This window comes from Rhodoferax sp. EU05-FHT12H12 (genome assembly GCF_058791215.1).
Window position 1 is genome coordinate 348510 of sequence record NZ_JBYTDI010000002.1, and the last position, 12840, is coordinate 361349.

General features: G+C 62.7%; 14 protein-coding genes. 9 read left to right on the plus strand and 5 right to left on the minus strand.

Annotated features, from left to right (window positions below):
• Nucleotides 1-27 precede the first annotated feature (27 nt).
• Nucleotides 28-327, plus strand: coding sequence for a hypothetical protein (locus tag AC3WS7_RS06410; RefSeq protein WP_492655783.1), 300 nt, complete (start codon nucleotides 28-30; stop codon nucleotides 325-327).
• A gap of 68 nt (nucleotides 328-395) precedes the next feature.
• Nucleotides 396-623 (plus strand): transposase, encoded by a 228-nt coding sequence (locus AC3WS7_RS06415; RefSeq protein WP_492656163.1) that lies wholly within the window; start codon nucleotides 396-398, stop codon nucleotides 621-623.
• 113 nt (nucleotides 624-736) lie between these two features.
• Here the strand turns inward: AC3WS7_RS06415 and AC3WS7_RS06420 are convergent, their stop codons facing one another.
• Entirely contained in the window at nucleotides 737-1204 is a 468-nt protein-coding gene (locus AC3WS7_RS06420; protein ID WP_296467912.1) for an Lrp/AsnC family transcriptional regulator, read from the minus strand.
• Between the two features lie 206 nt (nucleotides 1205-1410).
• Between AC3WS7_RS06420 and AC3WS7_RS06425 the strand changes: the two genes are divergently transcribed.
• From AC3WS7_RS06425 to mmuM, 4 genes are all read left to right on the plus strand, one after another.
• Nucleotides 1411-2196 (plus strand): transporter substrate-binding domain-containing protein, encoded by a 786-nt coding sequence (locus tag AC3WS7_RS06425; protein WP_296467910.1) that lies wholly within the window; start codon nucleotides 1411-1413, stop codon nucleotides 2194-2196.
• A 55-nt stretch (nucleotides 2197-2251) separates the two neighbouring features.
• Nucleotides 2252-2932: an ABC transporter permease gene (locus tag AC3WS7_RS06430; RefSeq protein ID WP_296467908.1), complete on the plus strand. Its 681-nt coding sequence runs from the start codon at nucleotides 2252-2254 to the stop codon at nucleotides 2930-2932.
• Between the two features lie 2 nt (nucleotides 2933-2934).
• Nucleotides 2935-3630 carry an ABC transporter permease gene (locus tag AC3WS7_RS06435; protein WP_492655784.1) on the plus strand — a complete coding sequence of 232 codons (696 nt, stop codon included), beginning with the start codon at nucleotides 2935-2937 and terminating at the stop codon, nucleotides 3628-3630.
• A gap of 90 nt (nucleotides 3631-3720) precedes the next feature.
• Nucleotides 3721-4662: a homocysteine S-methyltransferase gene (mmuM, locus tag AC3WS7_RS06440; protein WP_492655785.1), complete on the plus strand. Its 942-nt coding sequence runs from the start codon at nucleotides 3721-3723 to the stop codon at nucleotides 4660-4662.
• A gap of 360 nt (nucleotides 4663-5022) precedes the next feature.
• Here mmuM and AC3WS7_RS06445 read toward each other — a convergent pair whose 3' ends face one another.
• The 4 genes from AC3WS7_RS06445 to AC3WS7_RS06460 form a co-directional block, all read right to left on the minus strand.
• On the minus strand, nucleotides 5023-5517 hold the full coding sequence (locus tag AC3WS7_RS06445; RefSeq protein ID WP_492655786.1) for a GDYXXLXY domain-containing protein: 495 nt from the start codon (nucleotides 5515-5517) through the stop codon (nucleotides 5023-5025).
• Nucleotides 5510-6607 (minus strand): DUF4401 domain-containing protein, encoded by a 1098-nt coding sequence (locus AC3WS7_RS06450; RefSeq protein WP_492655787.1) that lies wholly within the window; start codon nucleotides 6605-6607, stop codon nucleotides 5510-5512. The genes AC3WS7_RS06445 and AC3WS7_RS06450 overlap by 8 nt, the downstream gene beginning before the upstream one ends.
• Nucleotides 6604-7578, minus strand: a complete 975-nt coding sequence (locus AC3WS7_RS06455) for a DUF2157 domain-containing protein (protein WP_492655788.1) — start codon at nucleotides 7576-7578, stop codon at nucleotides 6604-6606. Before AC3WS7_RS06455 ends, AC3WS7_RS06450 begins: the two co-directional genes overlap by 4 nt.
• A gap of 246 nt (nucleotides 7579-7824) precedes the next feature.
• Entirely contained in the window at nucleotides 7825-10044 is a 2220-nt protein-coding gene (locus tag AC3WS7_RS06460) for a malate synthase G (protein ID WP_492655789.1), read from the minus strand.
• Between the two features lie 154 nt (nucleotides 10045-10198).
• On the opposite strand from AC3WS7_RS06460, the gene AC3WS7_RS06465 reads away from it, so the two are divergent.
• The 3 genes from AC3WS7_RS06465 to AC3WS7_RS06475 all read left to right on the plus strand — a co-directional run bounded on the left by AC3WS7_RS06465 (nucleotide 10199) and on the right by AC3WS7_RS06475 (nucleotide 12830).
• Nucleotides 10199-10498, plus strand: coding sequence for a Dabb family protein (locus AC3WS7_RS06465; RefSeq protein WP_492655790.1), 300 nt, complete (start codon nucleotides 10199-10201; stop codon nucleotides 10496-10498).
• Between the two features lie 18 nt (nucleotides 10499-10516).
• Nucleotides 10517-11740, plus strand: a complete 1224-nt coding sequence (locus AC3WS7_RS06470) for a CaiB/BaiF CoA transferase family protein (protein ID WP_492655791.1) — start codon at nucleotides 10517-10519, stop codon at nucleotides 11738-11740.
• Nucleotides 11741-11882: 142 nt separating this feature from the next.
• On the plus strand, nucleotides 11883-12830 hold the full coding sequence (locus AC3WS7_RS06475; RefSeq protein WP_492655792.1) for a LysR family transcriptional regulator: 948 nt from the start codon (nucleotides 11883-11885) through the stop codon (nucleotides 12828-12830).
• Nucleotides 12831-12840 lie beyond the last annotated feature (10 nt).

Here is a 12840-nt window from a genome sequence, read left to right on the forward strand (position 1 = left end):
GCGGGCCGCACTTGAGGAGTGTTTGTGATGTCCACGGTTTCCCGTGTTTCCCTGGCCCTGGGTGGCCTGCTGCTGGTCACTGGTGCCGCATTGGCCCAGCAAAACCCGCCGCCCGCCGGCGACAAGGGCCCGCCTGGCGGCCCCCCACCCGAGGCGTTGGCGGCCTGCAAGTCGCTGGCCAGCGGCGCGGCCTGCTTCATGACCACGCCCGGAGGCACGCTGAGCGGTACCTGCGGCGCCCCTGAGGGCAAGCCCCTGGCTTGCCGCCCGGCGCAACCACCCCAAGGCAATGGGCAGGGCAAGCAGCCCCCCAAACCGGCTAACTAAGCAACGCTGCAAAACTCTGGCGATTCCCCGTCGGGGTAGCTAAAGCAACCGCCATGAAGCAGCAAACACTGGCCATGGCGGCGGACCAAACCTTCGAGCAATACCGCAAGCCCACGGCTCGGGTCGAACACGCGTTTGGAGTGGTTAAGCGCCTGTGGGGCTTTGGCAAGGTGCGCTACCGAGGGTTACAGAAGAACGCCACGCGGGCATTCACATCACTTGCGCTGGCCAATATCTACCTGGGCCGCCAACGGTTGTTGGCACAGTCGCATTTTCGGGCGTGGTTTTCAGCGTAGTCCTAGGCATCGTCTACGAGGTCAAGCCCGCCAATATCGGCCGTGGCGAGCAGTTCACGCCGGAGTTTCTGCAGGTGTCGCACAACAACAAGACTCACCTCCGGCGCATACGTTCATTCGTCGACCGGTACGTACCAGTCGGATTTCATGGTGTCAATCACCACATTGGTGGTCATGCGGATGACCTGCGGGACTTCGGCCATCAGCCGGGCGGACAGGGCGTCGTATTCCTTCACGCTTTTGCTCAGGATGACCATCACCAGGTCGACCGCGCCAGTCACGTAAAAGAGCTGCTGAACTTCGGGTTCTTTTTGCACCCAGGTGCGGATGCGCGGCAGGGCTTCGTAGTTGTCCTTGAGCTCGATGCCGGCAATAAACTGCATGCGCTGGCCCACCACCTGCGGGTCCACGATGGCCACCTCCGCCGTAATCACTTTCTCGGCCCGCAGTCGTCGCAGGCGCCGCTGTACGGCAGACGCAGAGAGGCCGACCGCCTCGGCAATCACTTCTGCATTGACCTGGCAATCGCGTTGCACGAACTCCAAAATCTTTCGGTCAAAGGGGTCCAATGGCGTGTCCATCGGTTCATTGTAGGCAAGACGGGGTGTTTGCCTCCATCGGCACCCAAGACCGCTTGTGTGCCGTTTTGCCGCGCAAAACGCACCAAATACGCCGCCTGACGTTATTTCTTTTGAGGAAACTTGAGTTTCCTTTGCGTCTTGAAAACGCAGCTATGGTTGAACAATGCGGCGTCTTGCGGTGGGATGCCCGGATGGAGTAACAAAGAATGAAGCGTCAGGTTTTGAAAGCGGTGTTGGGTGGTCTGTTCTTGGCTGCCGGTTTGGCCCATGCCCAGGATGTGGTGCGCATTGGCACTCTGTCGGACTACCCTCCGTTTGAGTACAAGGATGCATCCGGCCAGCTCAAGGGCATGGAAATCGAGTTGGGCAACGTGATCTGCAAACACATGCAAGCCAAGTGCGAATACGTCACCATGGACTTTGATGCCCTGATCCCTGCGCTCAAGGCCAAGAAGATCGATGCCGTGCTGGCCCAGATGTCCATCACCGACGAGCGCAAGAAAGTGGTGGATTTCACCGATTTGTTCACCCTGGCACCCGTGCAGTACGTGGCCAAAGTGGGCTCCGGCATCAGCGAAGACCCGACCACCCTGCGCGGCAAGACCGTGGGCGTGTACAGCGGCTCCAACCACGAGACCTACCTCAAGAAGCGCCTGCCCAAGGCCAAGTCCGGCATCGCGACCAAGTCCTACCCCAACCAGGACGCCATCTGGTTGGACCTGGAAGCCGGCCGCCTGAACACCACCCTGACCGACACCACCGTCGCCTACGAATGGCTGGTGAAAACCGGCAAGGCCAAGGGTTTTGACTTTGCCGGCAAACCCCTGAACGACGTGGAAATGTTTGGCGAAGGCACCGGCATTGCCCTGCGCAAGGGCGACGCCCTGAAGGCCCGCTTCAACGCCGCCATCAAAAAGGTGCTGGCTGACGGCACCTTTGCTGCCGAGAACAAAAAAGTGTTCCCGTTTAGCATTGCGCCTGCCAGCAAGTAATTGACAGGCCGCCACCGCCCCGTGCGGGCGGTGGCCGCGCTTTCCCGGAGTTGAGATGGATGTTTTGCAGGCCTACACGGGCCAGCTGCTGCAAGGTGCGCTGATGACCGTGCAATTGGCCTGCGCCGCCCTGGTGTGCGGGCTGGCCCTGGGCCTGTCGCTGGCGGCGTGCCAGCTCAGTCGGCACGCCTGGCTGCGCCGGCCGGTGGCGGTGATCACCGGTGTGCTGCGCGGGGTGCCCGAGTTTCTGGTGGTGCTGGTGTGCTACTTCGGGCTGTCCAACCTCATCAACAACCACTTTGACAGTGCGTTTGACATTAGCCCGTTTTTTGCGGGTGTGGTGTCACTGGCGCTGGTGTTGGGGGCGTATGCCTCCGAGGTATTCCGTGGCAGCTTTGTGGCGCTGGAACGCGGGCAGCTGGAGGCGGCCCGCTCGCTGGGCCTGAGTCCGGTGCAAATCTTCTTTCTGGTGCGCCTGCCGCAGGCCTGGCGCATTGCCATTCCCAGTCTGGGCAACCTCTGGCAGTCCCTGCTCAAAGACACCTCACTGGTGTCGGTGGTCGGCCTGGAGGATTTGCTGAAAAAGTCCAATATGGCGGCACAGGCCTCGCACCAGCCGTTCATGTTTTTGATGGCGGCTGCCCTCATGTATTTCTGCCTGCTGGCGCTGTCTGATCCTTTGGTCTCCGCGCTGGAGCGGCGGGCGCAGCGCCCTTACCAAGCGCACCGCAGCTAGCCATGGAAGCCTGGTTCACCGACACCCTCGTCCTGCTGCAGGACAACCGCGCCGAATTGTGGGAAGGCCTGGTCATCACCCTGCAGCTGTGGGCTGCCTCGGGGGTGGGGGGCTTGGTGCTGGCGCTTGGCTTGGCACTCGGCGCCACTCATGGCGGTACGGTTACCAAGAGCCTGGTGCGCTTTTACAGCGCGGCCCTACGGGGCACGCCGCTGCTGGTGCAGATGTTCCTGCTGTACTACGGGCTCAGCCAGTTTGAATGGGTGCGGGCGTCCGCTGCCTGGGTGGTGCTGGAAAACGCGTTGTACTGCGGCCTCATCGCCTTGACGCTCAACATCGCCGCCTACATGGCCGAAGACATCCGCGCCGGCATTCTGGCTGTGCCGCCGGGGCAGCAGGAAGCCGCTCGCGCCTTCGGGATGTCGACCGGCACGCTGCTGCGCCGCATTGTGCTGCCGCAGGCCTTGCGCATTGCCACCCCGGCGCTGGGTAACGAGGGGGTGGCACTGCTCAAGGCCACCGCCCTGGTCAGCACCATCACCGTGTTTGACCTCACCGGTGTGGCCCGCCGCCTGTCCACGGAGTCGTACACCACCGATGCGCTGGTGTTGGCCGGTGTGGTCTACGGCGTACTGACCTTGCTGATTTCGGTCGGTGTGCATTTGCTGGAGCGCCACCGCAAAAGCCACGCCGCCTGAGCTGCTTGTCCGCGCCTGGGCGCCGCAAATTGCCGCCGCAGCGCACGCGCTTTGGCTAAGCTCATCCTCGATTTTTGAACGAACCCCATGATGCTGAATCCCCTTGAGAGTTTTCTTGCCCACGACCGCCTGATGGTGCTGGACGGTGCCCTCGCCACCGAGCTGGAGCGCCGTGGTGCCAACCTGAACGACGCCTTGTGGTCCGCCAAGCTGCTGATCGAGCAGCCCGCGCTCATCCGCGCGGTGCATGCGGACTACTTTGCCGCCGGGGCCGATGTGGCCACCACCGCCAGCTACCAGGCCACCTTTGAAGCCTTTACCCGCCGTGGCATGAGCCGCGCTGAGGCCGCAGATTTGATGCGCCTGTCCGTCACCCTCGCCATTGAGGCGCGCGATGCGTTCTGGGCCGAACCTGCCCACCGCGTGGGCCGCCTGCGCCCGCTGGTGGCCGCGTCGGTAGGCCCGTATGGCGCCATGCTGGCCGATGGCTCGGAGTACCGCGGGAACTACGGCCTGGGCCGTGCGGCGCTGGCCGACTTTCACCGTGAACGCATGCAGGTGCTGTCCACTTCGGGCGCCGACCTGCTGGCCTGCGAGACCATTCCGTGTCTGGACGAAGCCTTGGCCATTGCCGATGTGCTGGCCGAGCAAGACAACATCACCGCGTGGATCAGCTTCTCCTGCAAAGATGGCGAACACAACGTGCAGGGCGAGCGCCTGGCGGACTGCGTGGCCGCACTGGAGGCTTACCCGCACATCGTGGCGATCGGCATCAACTGCACCGCGCCCGAGTACGTGGCCAGCTTGGTGGAACAAGCCAAGGCGCACACCCGCAAGCCCGTGCTGGTCTACCCCAACTCGGGTGAACACTACGACGCCGAAGGCAAGGTCTGGACCGGTGCCTGCGACCGAGCTGATGCTTACGCTGAGATGGCTGCGCGCTGGCAAGCCAAAGGGGCACGCATGATCGGTGGCTGCTGCCGCACCGGCCCGGACGACATCCGCGCGGTGCGCCACATGGCTGCGGCCTGACGCGTTTAGGTATTAAATAGGCCTCTGGCGCCCATGGAATATGCGTGAGTAGCTACTAAAAACGTAGCATATTCGGCATTCCTTGACGTCTCGCGGCGCTGTCAGCGACAGCGTCGCCTCCCCCACCCGCGTGCTTGGGTTTTCAAGTGTTGTGGTGAAGCGTTCACCGTCCTGGAAACAAGATTTGTAGATCCCCGCGCCAGACGCAACAACGGCACCCGAAGGTGCCGTTGTTTGGGAGGCCTGCTTACTTGGCCCTCACCTTCAAGCGCCATGCATGCAGCAGAGGCCCGGTGTAGCCGCTGGGCTGCGCGATCACCGACGGTGCGTGGGCGGTTGATTGCAGAACGTCAGGACGTTTTACGGAGTGGACAGCCCCAGGGTTTTGAGGTCTGCGCCGCGCATGGCCGTCAGGATCATGTCCCCATTTTTTGCCACGCGGAATTCGCCATACCGCGCGACTTCGTATTGTTGCGCGTGGCCTTCCTGGAAGAAAAACGCATTGGTGGCGAACTTCGCCTGGTCATTGCGAATCCGGTAGCGTAAACGTACCTCCTGGGCGGCGGTGGGGGCTCCGTCGTCCATGCGCGTGAAGTGACCCACGTTGTTTGGGTCCAGCGTCACAACGATGTGGCCATCGTGCAATGGCGTGTTGGTCTGGTTTCCCAACGACTCGTCGGCAACCTTGAAACGCAGCGCCATGTAATCGCCTTGCATCAGAGAACGCGGATCGACCGGCGCAAGCTCCAGCAACACGACACGGCCTTCAGACAGCAGTTGTTCACGCTGGTAAATGCTGAAGTTGACAGCCAGCAGCACCGACGCCCCTGCAATAACGGCAATCCACTTACGCATGGGATGCCTCCGTTTCAGTGGCCATGGGAAAAACACGGTGCAGTACCAGGCGTGCGCTCAGCAGCAGGCCGCCGCTCACCGCCAGCACTGCAGATTTCACCAGCAAGGTGGTTTGCATGTAGTAGTAATACCGCGAGACAAACGCGAGCAGTGCCATGAGGCCCACGCCCATCAGAATGCGGTTGCCTGTCGTGAACCCGAGCAGCAGCATCAGCACCGCCGTGGCGATACCTGGCGCTTTCAGTGACAACACGCTCAGTAAAAGTACCGCGCCCACTGCGGCCAGGCCTGCTTTGCTGTTGGCTGCAATGTCTTGTTGCGCCAGCATGCGTATGGCGGACCACAGCAGAACGGCAGTCGTCAATGCGGTGCCTATCCACCAGCCATAGTGCATCCACCAATCGTTCGCCTTCGTGGAGGACCACAACCGCATGCTCCAGCCAAACAGCCGCATGCTTTCGAGCTGCAGGAGCGCCAGCAAAGTCCCGTAGCCAATGGGCCGCCACAGCGCGCCGTTGCCCGCCCAGCGCCGCTCATCCAGCCAGACCCATGCGAGCCCACCCGTCAGGAGGCCCGAGGCAATGCCGTACAGGCCCAAACTGTTCAGCAAGTACCACAGGGCCAGTGACGCTATGACGGTGGTCAACACACGGTGGATGAAGTTCGACACCAGGAGTACCAGGGCCACTTCAAACACGAGCACCAAAACGTAGAGCGCAGACGTTCCAAATTCAAACTGCTTGAACAGCCCGAAGACAAAAACCGCTTGGGCCGCCAGACTGATGGCCAGCCCGAACTGCGTCGCAAAATCGTTGTCACGCGCCACGCGAAATATGGCGTAGGCGGCCAAGCAGCCGATGGCACCCACCACCAAGGCGGCGACGGCACTGTCGATCACAAAAGCCAACCCCATGCCCACAAAGCCCAGCAAGAACATGGCGCCTATCCACCCGGCAATGCTTTGCATCAACCGGATGTGCCAGGAGGAAGTCCCCGCATGTACCGGCGGCAAGTCGCCTTCGGCAAGGCCGTGCAACTGCAACTGCTTCCACAACTGCGCGCGGTCCATAGATTGTTGATGGCTGCTCATGCGCGCTCCCCGCTTGCAACGGATTTCAACCAGACTCCGCCCGCCGCCGATAGGCCGATCACCACCAGGCCGATCAGCAGGAACCCACCGGCACTGCGGCGGTCGAGGATATGGATCGCCAGAAAGCTTGTGATAACGATGACCCCACTCAGCACGCCGCCCGCCAGCATGAACAGGTCGGGCACCACGTGCCGGTAATAGAGATACGCCACAAGCATCCAGCCGACGTAGGCCGCGGTGGCATAGGTGCTGCGGTCATTGGGGGCGTCAAAAAGCGCCCACAGCATCAGCATCGTGACCAAAGCGCCGCTGACCGTGCCCAGGATGCGCAGGGACCAGCGTTCATTCAGCCAGGTGGCGCCACTGCGGGCGGCTGCCTCCCAAATGACGAGCGCGCCGGTATTCAGGATGAAGAATGTCCAGATCTGTTCCTCGGTGCGGAACAGCATGCCCCAGAGGCCGCCGAAGGTTTGCGAATACAAATAGACTGCAAGGTTGACCAGGGCCAGCCACAACAACCATAAGGCTCCCAGCCGGGCAATGAGCACCCAGACCAGCACAGCCGAGGCCCACACGCCAAACAACTCGTAGGTATCGGCGCCGGTCTGGTAGGTTTGCCCCACCAGTGCCAGCAGGGCACCCACCAGCAAGGTGGCCAGCAGCAGCGTCGCTTTGCCCGCTGGGCGCTCGGCATCCAGCCGACAGTACATGGCCAACCCGCCCACGATGAGGATTTCAACCAGGCCGAATTTGGCAAAACGCCCCATCTCCGTCCAGTTGTAGGCAAAGAAGAAAATGACCGCTACTGCGCAGAACGTCGTGCCCAGCCACAGCATGAGTTGATCCAGAAACTTGCGCCAGTCTCTGGTGTCCGGTGTGGTGCCCGCCAGGCGTAAAGCGGTGGCCCAGTTTTCGGGGCGCAATCGGCCCTGCGCTATCCAGTCCAGAATTTCCGTGCGATGTTGATGCATGCATCCTCCCTGTTGCAGACAAATACGGTTGGTATTTGCAGGTGCCAGCGGCGGCCTGCTATTCCAACTCTCCTGCACACCAGTATCCCACCCCGGAGCGACAGCGAATCGTCCAGGCGGCCTTGCCAAGAGAAACGGCACCCGAAGGTGCCGTTTCTCTTGGGGCTAGATGCCAAATTGGCCTCTAGCCCGTGTGGAAATGCGCAAGCAGCTACTGATTTAATAGCGTTTACGCTTGTCCAGGCCTTACGCCGCAGCCTTCACCTTCAAGCGCCAGGCGTGCAGCAACGGCTCGGTGTAGCCGCTGGGCTGCGCCAGGCCCTTGAACACCAGCTCGGTCGCCGCCTGGTAGGCCGCGCCCTTGAAGTTGCCCACCATGGGGGTGTAGAGCTTGTCGCCTGCATTTTGCTTGTCCACCTTGGCGGCCATGCGTTGGAATGTTTCTTCCACCTGCGCCTTGGTCACCACGCCGTGGTGCAGCCAGTTGGCCATGTGCTGGCTGCTGATACGCAGGGTGGCGCGGTCTTCCATCAGGCCGATGTCGTTGATGTCGGGCACCTTGGAGCAGCCCACGCCCTGGTCCACCCAGCGGACCACGTAGCCCAGAATGCCCTGGGCGTTGTTGTCCAGCTCGGCTTGCTTGTCGGCATCTGTCCAGTTCGGGGTGGCGGTCACCGGGATCTGCAGCAGCTTGTCGAGGATGCCGGGGCGGGCCTTCTCGTAGTGGGTCTTTTCCAGTTCCTTCTGCACGTCGCTCACCAGCAGCTGGTGGTAGTGCAGGGCGTGCAGGGTGGCGCCGGTGGGGCTGGGTACCCAGGCGGTGTTGGCACCGGCCTTGGGGTGGCCGATCTTCTGCTCCATCATGGCCTTCATCAGGTCGGGCATGGCCCACATGCCCTTGCCGATCTGTGCCTTGCCGCGCAGGCCACTGGACAGACCCACCAGCACGTTGTTTTGCTCGTACGCTGCAATCCAGGCGCTGCTCTTCATGTCCGCCTTGCGGATCATGGGGCCTGCTTGCATGGCGGTGTGCATCTCGTCGCCGGTGCGGTCCAGGAAGCCGGTGTTGATGAAAGCCACGCGGCTTTGGGCGGCGGCAATGCAGGCCTTCAGGTTCACGCTGGTGCGGCGCTCTTCGTCCATGATGCCCAGCTTCACGGTGCTGTCCGGCAGGCCCAGCATCTGTTCCACGCGGGTGAACAGCTCGGCGGCAAACGCCACTTCTGCGGGGCCATGCATCTTGGGCTTGACGATGTAGACCGAGCCCTTGCGTGAGTTGCGGATGGCGTCCTTCTTGGTCTTCTTCAGGTCATGCAGGGCGATGGTGGTGGTGACCACGGCGTCCATGATGCCTTCGGGGATTTCTTGGGTGCTGCCGTCTTTGGCGGTATAGGTGATGGCCGGGTTGGTCATCAGGTGGCCCACGTTGCGCACAAACATCAGGCTGCGGCCGTGCAGCTTCACTTCCTTCTTGCCATCGGGCGCGGTGTACACACGGTCGCCGTTCAGGCCACGGGTCAGCGTCTTGCCACCCTTCTCAAACTGCTCCACCAGCGTGCCTTGCAGAATGCCCAGCCAGTTGCCGTAGGCCAGCACTTTGTCTTCGGCGTCCACCACGGCCACGGAGTCTTCCAGGTCCAGGATGGTGGAGAGGGCGGCTTCCAGCACCAGGTCGCTCACGCCGGCGGCGTCAGACTTGCCGATCGGCGTGGCGCGGTTGATGGTGATGTCCAGGTGCAGGCCGTTGTGCTGCAGCAGCACGCTGGAGGGAGCTTTGGCCGTGCCCTGGAAGCCGATGAACTGGGCCTTGTCGGCCAGCTTGGACGTGGCGCCGTCTTTCAGCGTGACGACCAGATCGCCGCCCTTGATGGCATAGCCGGTGGAGCCCACGTGGGAGCCCTTCTTGAGCGGGGCGCAGCGGTCCAGCACGTTGCGGGCGTATTCAATGACTTTCTTGCCGCGCTTGGGGTTGTAGCCCTTGGGGCCCACTTTTTCGCAGCCCTTGTCTTCGCTGATCACATCGGTGCCATACAGCGCGTCGTACAGGCTGCCCCAGCGGGCGTTGGCGGCGTTCAGGGCGTAGCGGGCGTTGAGTACCGGCACCACCAGTTGCGGACCGGCCTGGGTGGCCAACTCGGCGTCCACGTTTTTGGTGCTGATTTTCACCTTCTTGGGGCTCTCGACCAGGTAGCCGATTTTTTCCAGAAAGGCCTTGTACGCAGGCATGTCGGCAATGGGGCCGGGGTTGGCTGTGTGCCAGCTGTCCAGCTCGGTTTGCAGACGGTCGCGCTCGGCCAAAAGGGCAATGTTCTTGGGCGCCAGGTCGGCCACGATGGCGTCAAAGCCTTTCCAGAAAACCTCGGGCGCAATGCCGGTGCCGGGCAACACTTTGTCTTGAATAAAGGCGTGCAGGCTGGTGGCCACTTGCAGGCGGTGTTCCGTAGTGCGGGGGGTAGTTGTCGTCATGGTGGGCCTTTCAAAGGAAGGGGCGGTCAACAAAGAGAAAAACGGGTCGCGCGAGGGGCCGTGCCCTCAGGCTATGGACGTACTGTATTCCATCCTTTACGGATTACTATATGGAAGAATATCAATCTATTCGTGACATTTAAGGATGTAGTTCATGCCCATACGCCATCTGGTGCTGCTGAAATTCAAAACCGACACGGCGCCCACACAGCTGCAGGCCATGGAAGCCGCCTTTGCCGCTCTGGCAAGCAAGATCAGCGCCGTGCAGAGCCTGGAATGGGGCACCAACAACAGTCCCGAGGGCCTGGCCAAGGGCTTTACCCACTGTTTCAACCTCACCTTTGCCGACGAGGCCGCCCGCGCCGCCTACCTGCCGCACCCGGACCACCTGGCGTTTGTAGCGCAGCTCAAGCCGACGCTGGACGATGTGCTGGTGCTGGACTACACCGTGTAATTTGTGAAGAGACCCGCCATGACAAGCCCCACCGCCCCCCACACCCCCGAGCACCCTGGGCCCGAAGCCCGTGTATTGCCCCTCGCGGGCATCCGCGTCGTCGAATTCACCCACATGGTGATGGGCCCCACCTGCGGCATGACGCTGGGGGACCTGGGGGCCGACGTCATCAAGGTCGAGCCCTTGGCCGGTGACAGCACGCGCAAGCTGCTGGGCAGCGGTGCGGGCTTTTACCCGCTGTTCAACCGCAACAAGAAAAGCATTGCGGTGGACCTCAAGAGCGCGAAGGGCCGCGAGATCGTGCTCAAGCTGATTGCCACCGCGGACATCGTCAGCGAGAACTTCAAGACCGAGACCATGCAGAAGCTGGGGCTGGATTACGCCAGTTTGAGCAAGCTGGACCCGCGCCTGATTTATGTGAGCCACAAAGGCTTTTTGCCCGGCCCCTACGACCACCGCACGGCGCTGGACGAGGTGGTGCAGATGATGGGCGGCCTGGCCTACATGACCGGCCGCCCCGGCGACCCGCTGCGTGCGGGCTCCAGCGTGAACGACATCATGGGCGGCATCTTCGGCGCGGTGGGCGCCATGGCCGCGCTGATGCAGCGCCAGCAAACCGGCAAGGGCCAGGAGGTGCAAAGCGCGCTGTTCGAGAACAACATCTTTCTGGTGGCCCAGCACATGCTGCAGTTCGCCGTGACCGGCAAGGCCGCCGCGCCCATGCCCGAACGCATCTCCCCCTGGGGCATTTACGACGTATTCAGCGTCAAGGACAACGAGCAAATTTTCTTGGCCGTGGTGGGCGACGGGCAGTGGAAGACCTTTTGCGAGGCCTTTGCCTACGCCGACCTGTTTGCCGATCCGCGCGTGACCACCAACAACGACCGCGTGCTGGCCCGTAGCTGGCTCATCCCTGAGCTGCGCCAGCGCTTGGCGCTGTTCAACCGTGCCGAGTTGTCGCAGCGCTTTGAGCAAGTGGGCCTGCCGTTTGCGCCCATCACCGATCCGCAGCACCTGTTTGACGACCCGCACCTGCAAGCCACCGGTGGCCTAGCCCCCATGGAGCTGCCCGATGGCCGCCAGACCCAGGTGCCTCTGTTGCCCATCACGCTGGACGGCGAACGCCTGGGCCTGCGGCTGGACCCGCCCAAGCTGGGCGAGCACACCGACGCGCTGCTGCAAAGCCTGGGCTACAGCGTGGACGATGTGGCTGCGCTGCATGCGCAAGGTATCGTGCTATGAAAACAGGAGCTGCTCGCGCATATTCCACGAGTGCCAAAGGCCTGAATGGCAGAACGGTCTGCGTAGGTCAAGGAGGAGCCCGCGCAGCGGGCGGGGGACACGGAGCAGAGCGTTCCGCCATTCTGGTCCCCCGGAGCTAGCCATGGACAAACTCAAGCAACTCGAATCCTTTGTCTCTGTCGCCACCCGCGGCAGCCTCACCGCCGCTGCCAACGCCGAGGGCGTGGCCCCTGCCATCATGGGGCGGCGCCTGGATGGGCTGGAAGAGCGCCTGGGCGTGAAGCTGCTGATCCGCACCACGCGCCGCATCACGCTCACCCACGAGGGCAGTGCTTTTCTGGAAGACTGCCAGCGCATCATTGCCGATGTGGCCAATGCCGAGGCCAGTGTCAGCGCCGGTGGGGTCAAGGCGGCGGGCCACCTTCGCATCACCGCGCCGGCCGGTTTTGGCCGCCGCCACGTGGCGCCGCTGGTGCCCAAGTTCCGTGCGCTGCACCCCGAGGTCACCGTGTCGCTCAACCTCTCGGACCGGGTGGTGGACATTGCGGGCGAGGGCTTTGACTGCGCCGTGCGTGTGGGCGACATGCCCGACTCCTCCTTGGTGAGTGTGCGCATGGCCGACAACCGCCGCCTGTGTGTGGCCACACCGGCCTACCTGAAGCGCCATGGCACGCCGCAGACGCCCGCCGACCTGGCCAAGTTCCACTGCCTGACGCTGTCCAGCGATGCCTCGCAAACCCGGGGCTGGGCCTTCAAGCTGCCTGCAGGGGCCAAGGGCGCCACTGCCAAGCAGGGCAAAGAGGGGGAGGTGGTGTACCTCAAGCCCGCCGGCCCGCTGGACTGTAGCGATGGCCAGGTGTTGCACGAATGGTGTCTGGCCGGCCTGGGCATTGCCTGGCGCAGCACCTGGGAAGTCGAGGCCGAAATCGCCGCTGGCCAACTGGTGGCGGTGCTGGAAGACTACGCCGCCCCGCCCAACGGCATCTACGCCGTCTTCCCCCAGCGCAAGCATTTGCCGCTGCGCGTGCGGCTGTGGATCGACTTCATCAAAGAGCGGTATGGGGCACCGGGGTACTGGACGTCGCTATAAAAACAGGAGC

Coding starts and splice junctions, on each gene's coding strand:
- AC3WS7_RS06410 (WP_492655783.1), top strand. CDS start 28: ATGTCCACGGTTTCCCGTGTTTCCCTGGCCCTGGGTGGCCTGCTGCTG.
- AC3WS7_RS06420 (WP_296467912.1), bottom strand. CDS start 1,204: ATGGACACGCCATTGGACCCCTTTGACCGAAAGATTTTGGAGTTCGTG.
- AC3WS7_RS06425 (WP_296467910.1), top strand. CDS start 1,411: ATGAAGCGTCAGGTTTTGAAAGCGGTGTTGGGTGGTCTGTTCTTGGCT.
- AC3WS7_RS06430 (WP_296467908.1), top strand. CDS start 2,252: ATGGATGTTTTGCAGGCCTACACGGGCCAGCTGCTGCAAGGTGCGCTG.
- AC3WS7_RS06435 (WP_492655784.1), top strand. CDS start 2,935: ATGGAAGCCTGGTTCACCGACACCCTCGTCCTGCTGCAGGACAACCGC.
- mmuM (WP_492655785.1), top strand. CDS start 3,721: ATGCTGAATCCCCTTGAGAGTTTTCTTGCCCACGACCGCCTGATGGTG.
- AC3WS7_RS06445 (WP_492655786.1), bottom strand. CDS start 5,517: ATGCGTAAGTGGATTGCCGTTATTGCAGGGGCGTCGGTGCTGCTGGCT.
- AC3WS7_RS06450 (WP_492655787.1), bottom strand. CDS start 6,607: ATGAGCAGCCATCAACAATCTATGGACCGCGCGCAGTTGTGGAAGCAG.
- AC3WS7_RS06455 (WP_492655788.1), bottom strand. CDS start 7,578: ATGCATCAACATCGCACGGAAATTCTGGACTGGATAGCGCAGGGCCGA.
- AC3WS7_RS06460 (WP_492655789.1), bottom strand. CDS start 10,044: ATGACGACAACTACCCCCCGCACTACGGAACACCGCCTGCAAGTGGCC.
- AC3WS7_RS06465 (WP_492655790.1), top strand. CDS start 10,199: ATGCCCATACGCCATCTGGTGCTGCTGAAATTCAAAACCGACACGGCG.
- AC3WS7_RS06470 (WP_492655791.1), top strand. CDS start 10,517: ATGACAAGCCCCACCGCCCCCCACACCCCCGAGCACCCTGGGCCCGAA.
- AC3WS7_RS06475 (WP_492655792.1), top strand. CDS start 11,883: ATGGACAAACTCAAGCAACTCGAATCCTTTGTCTCTGTCGCCACCCGC.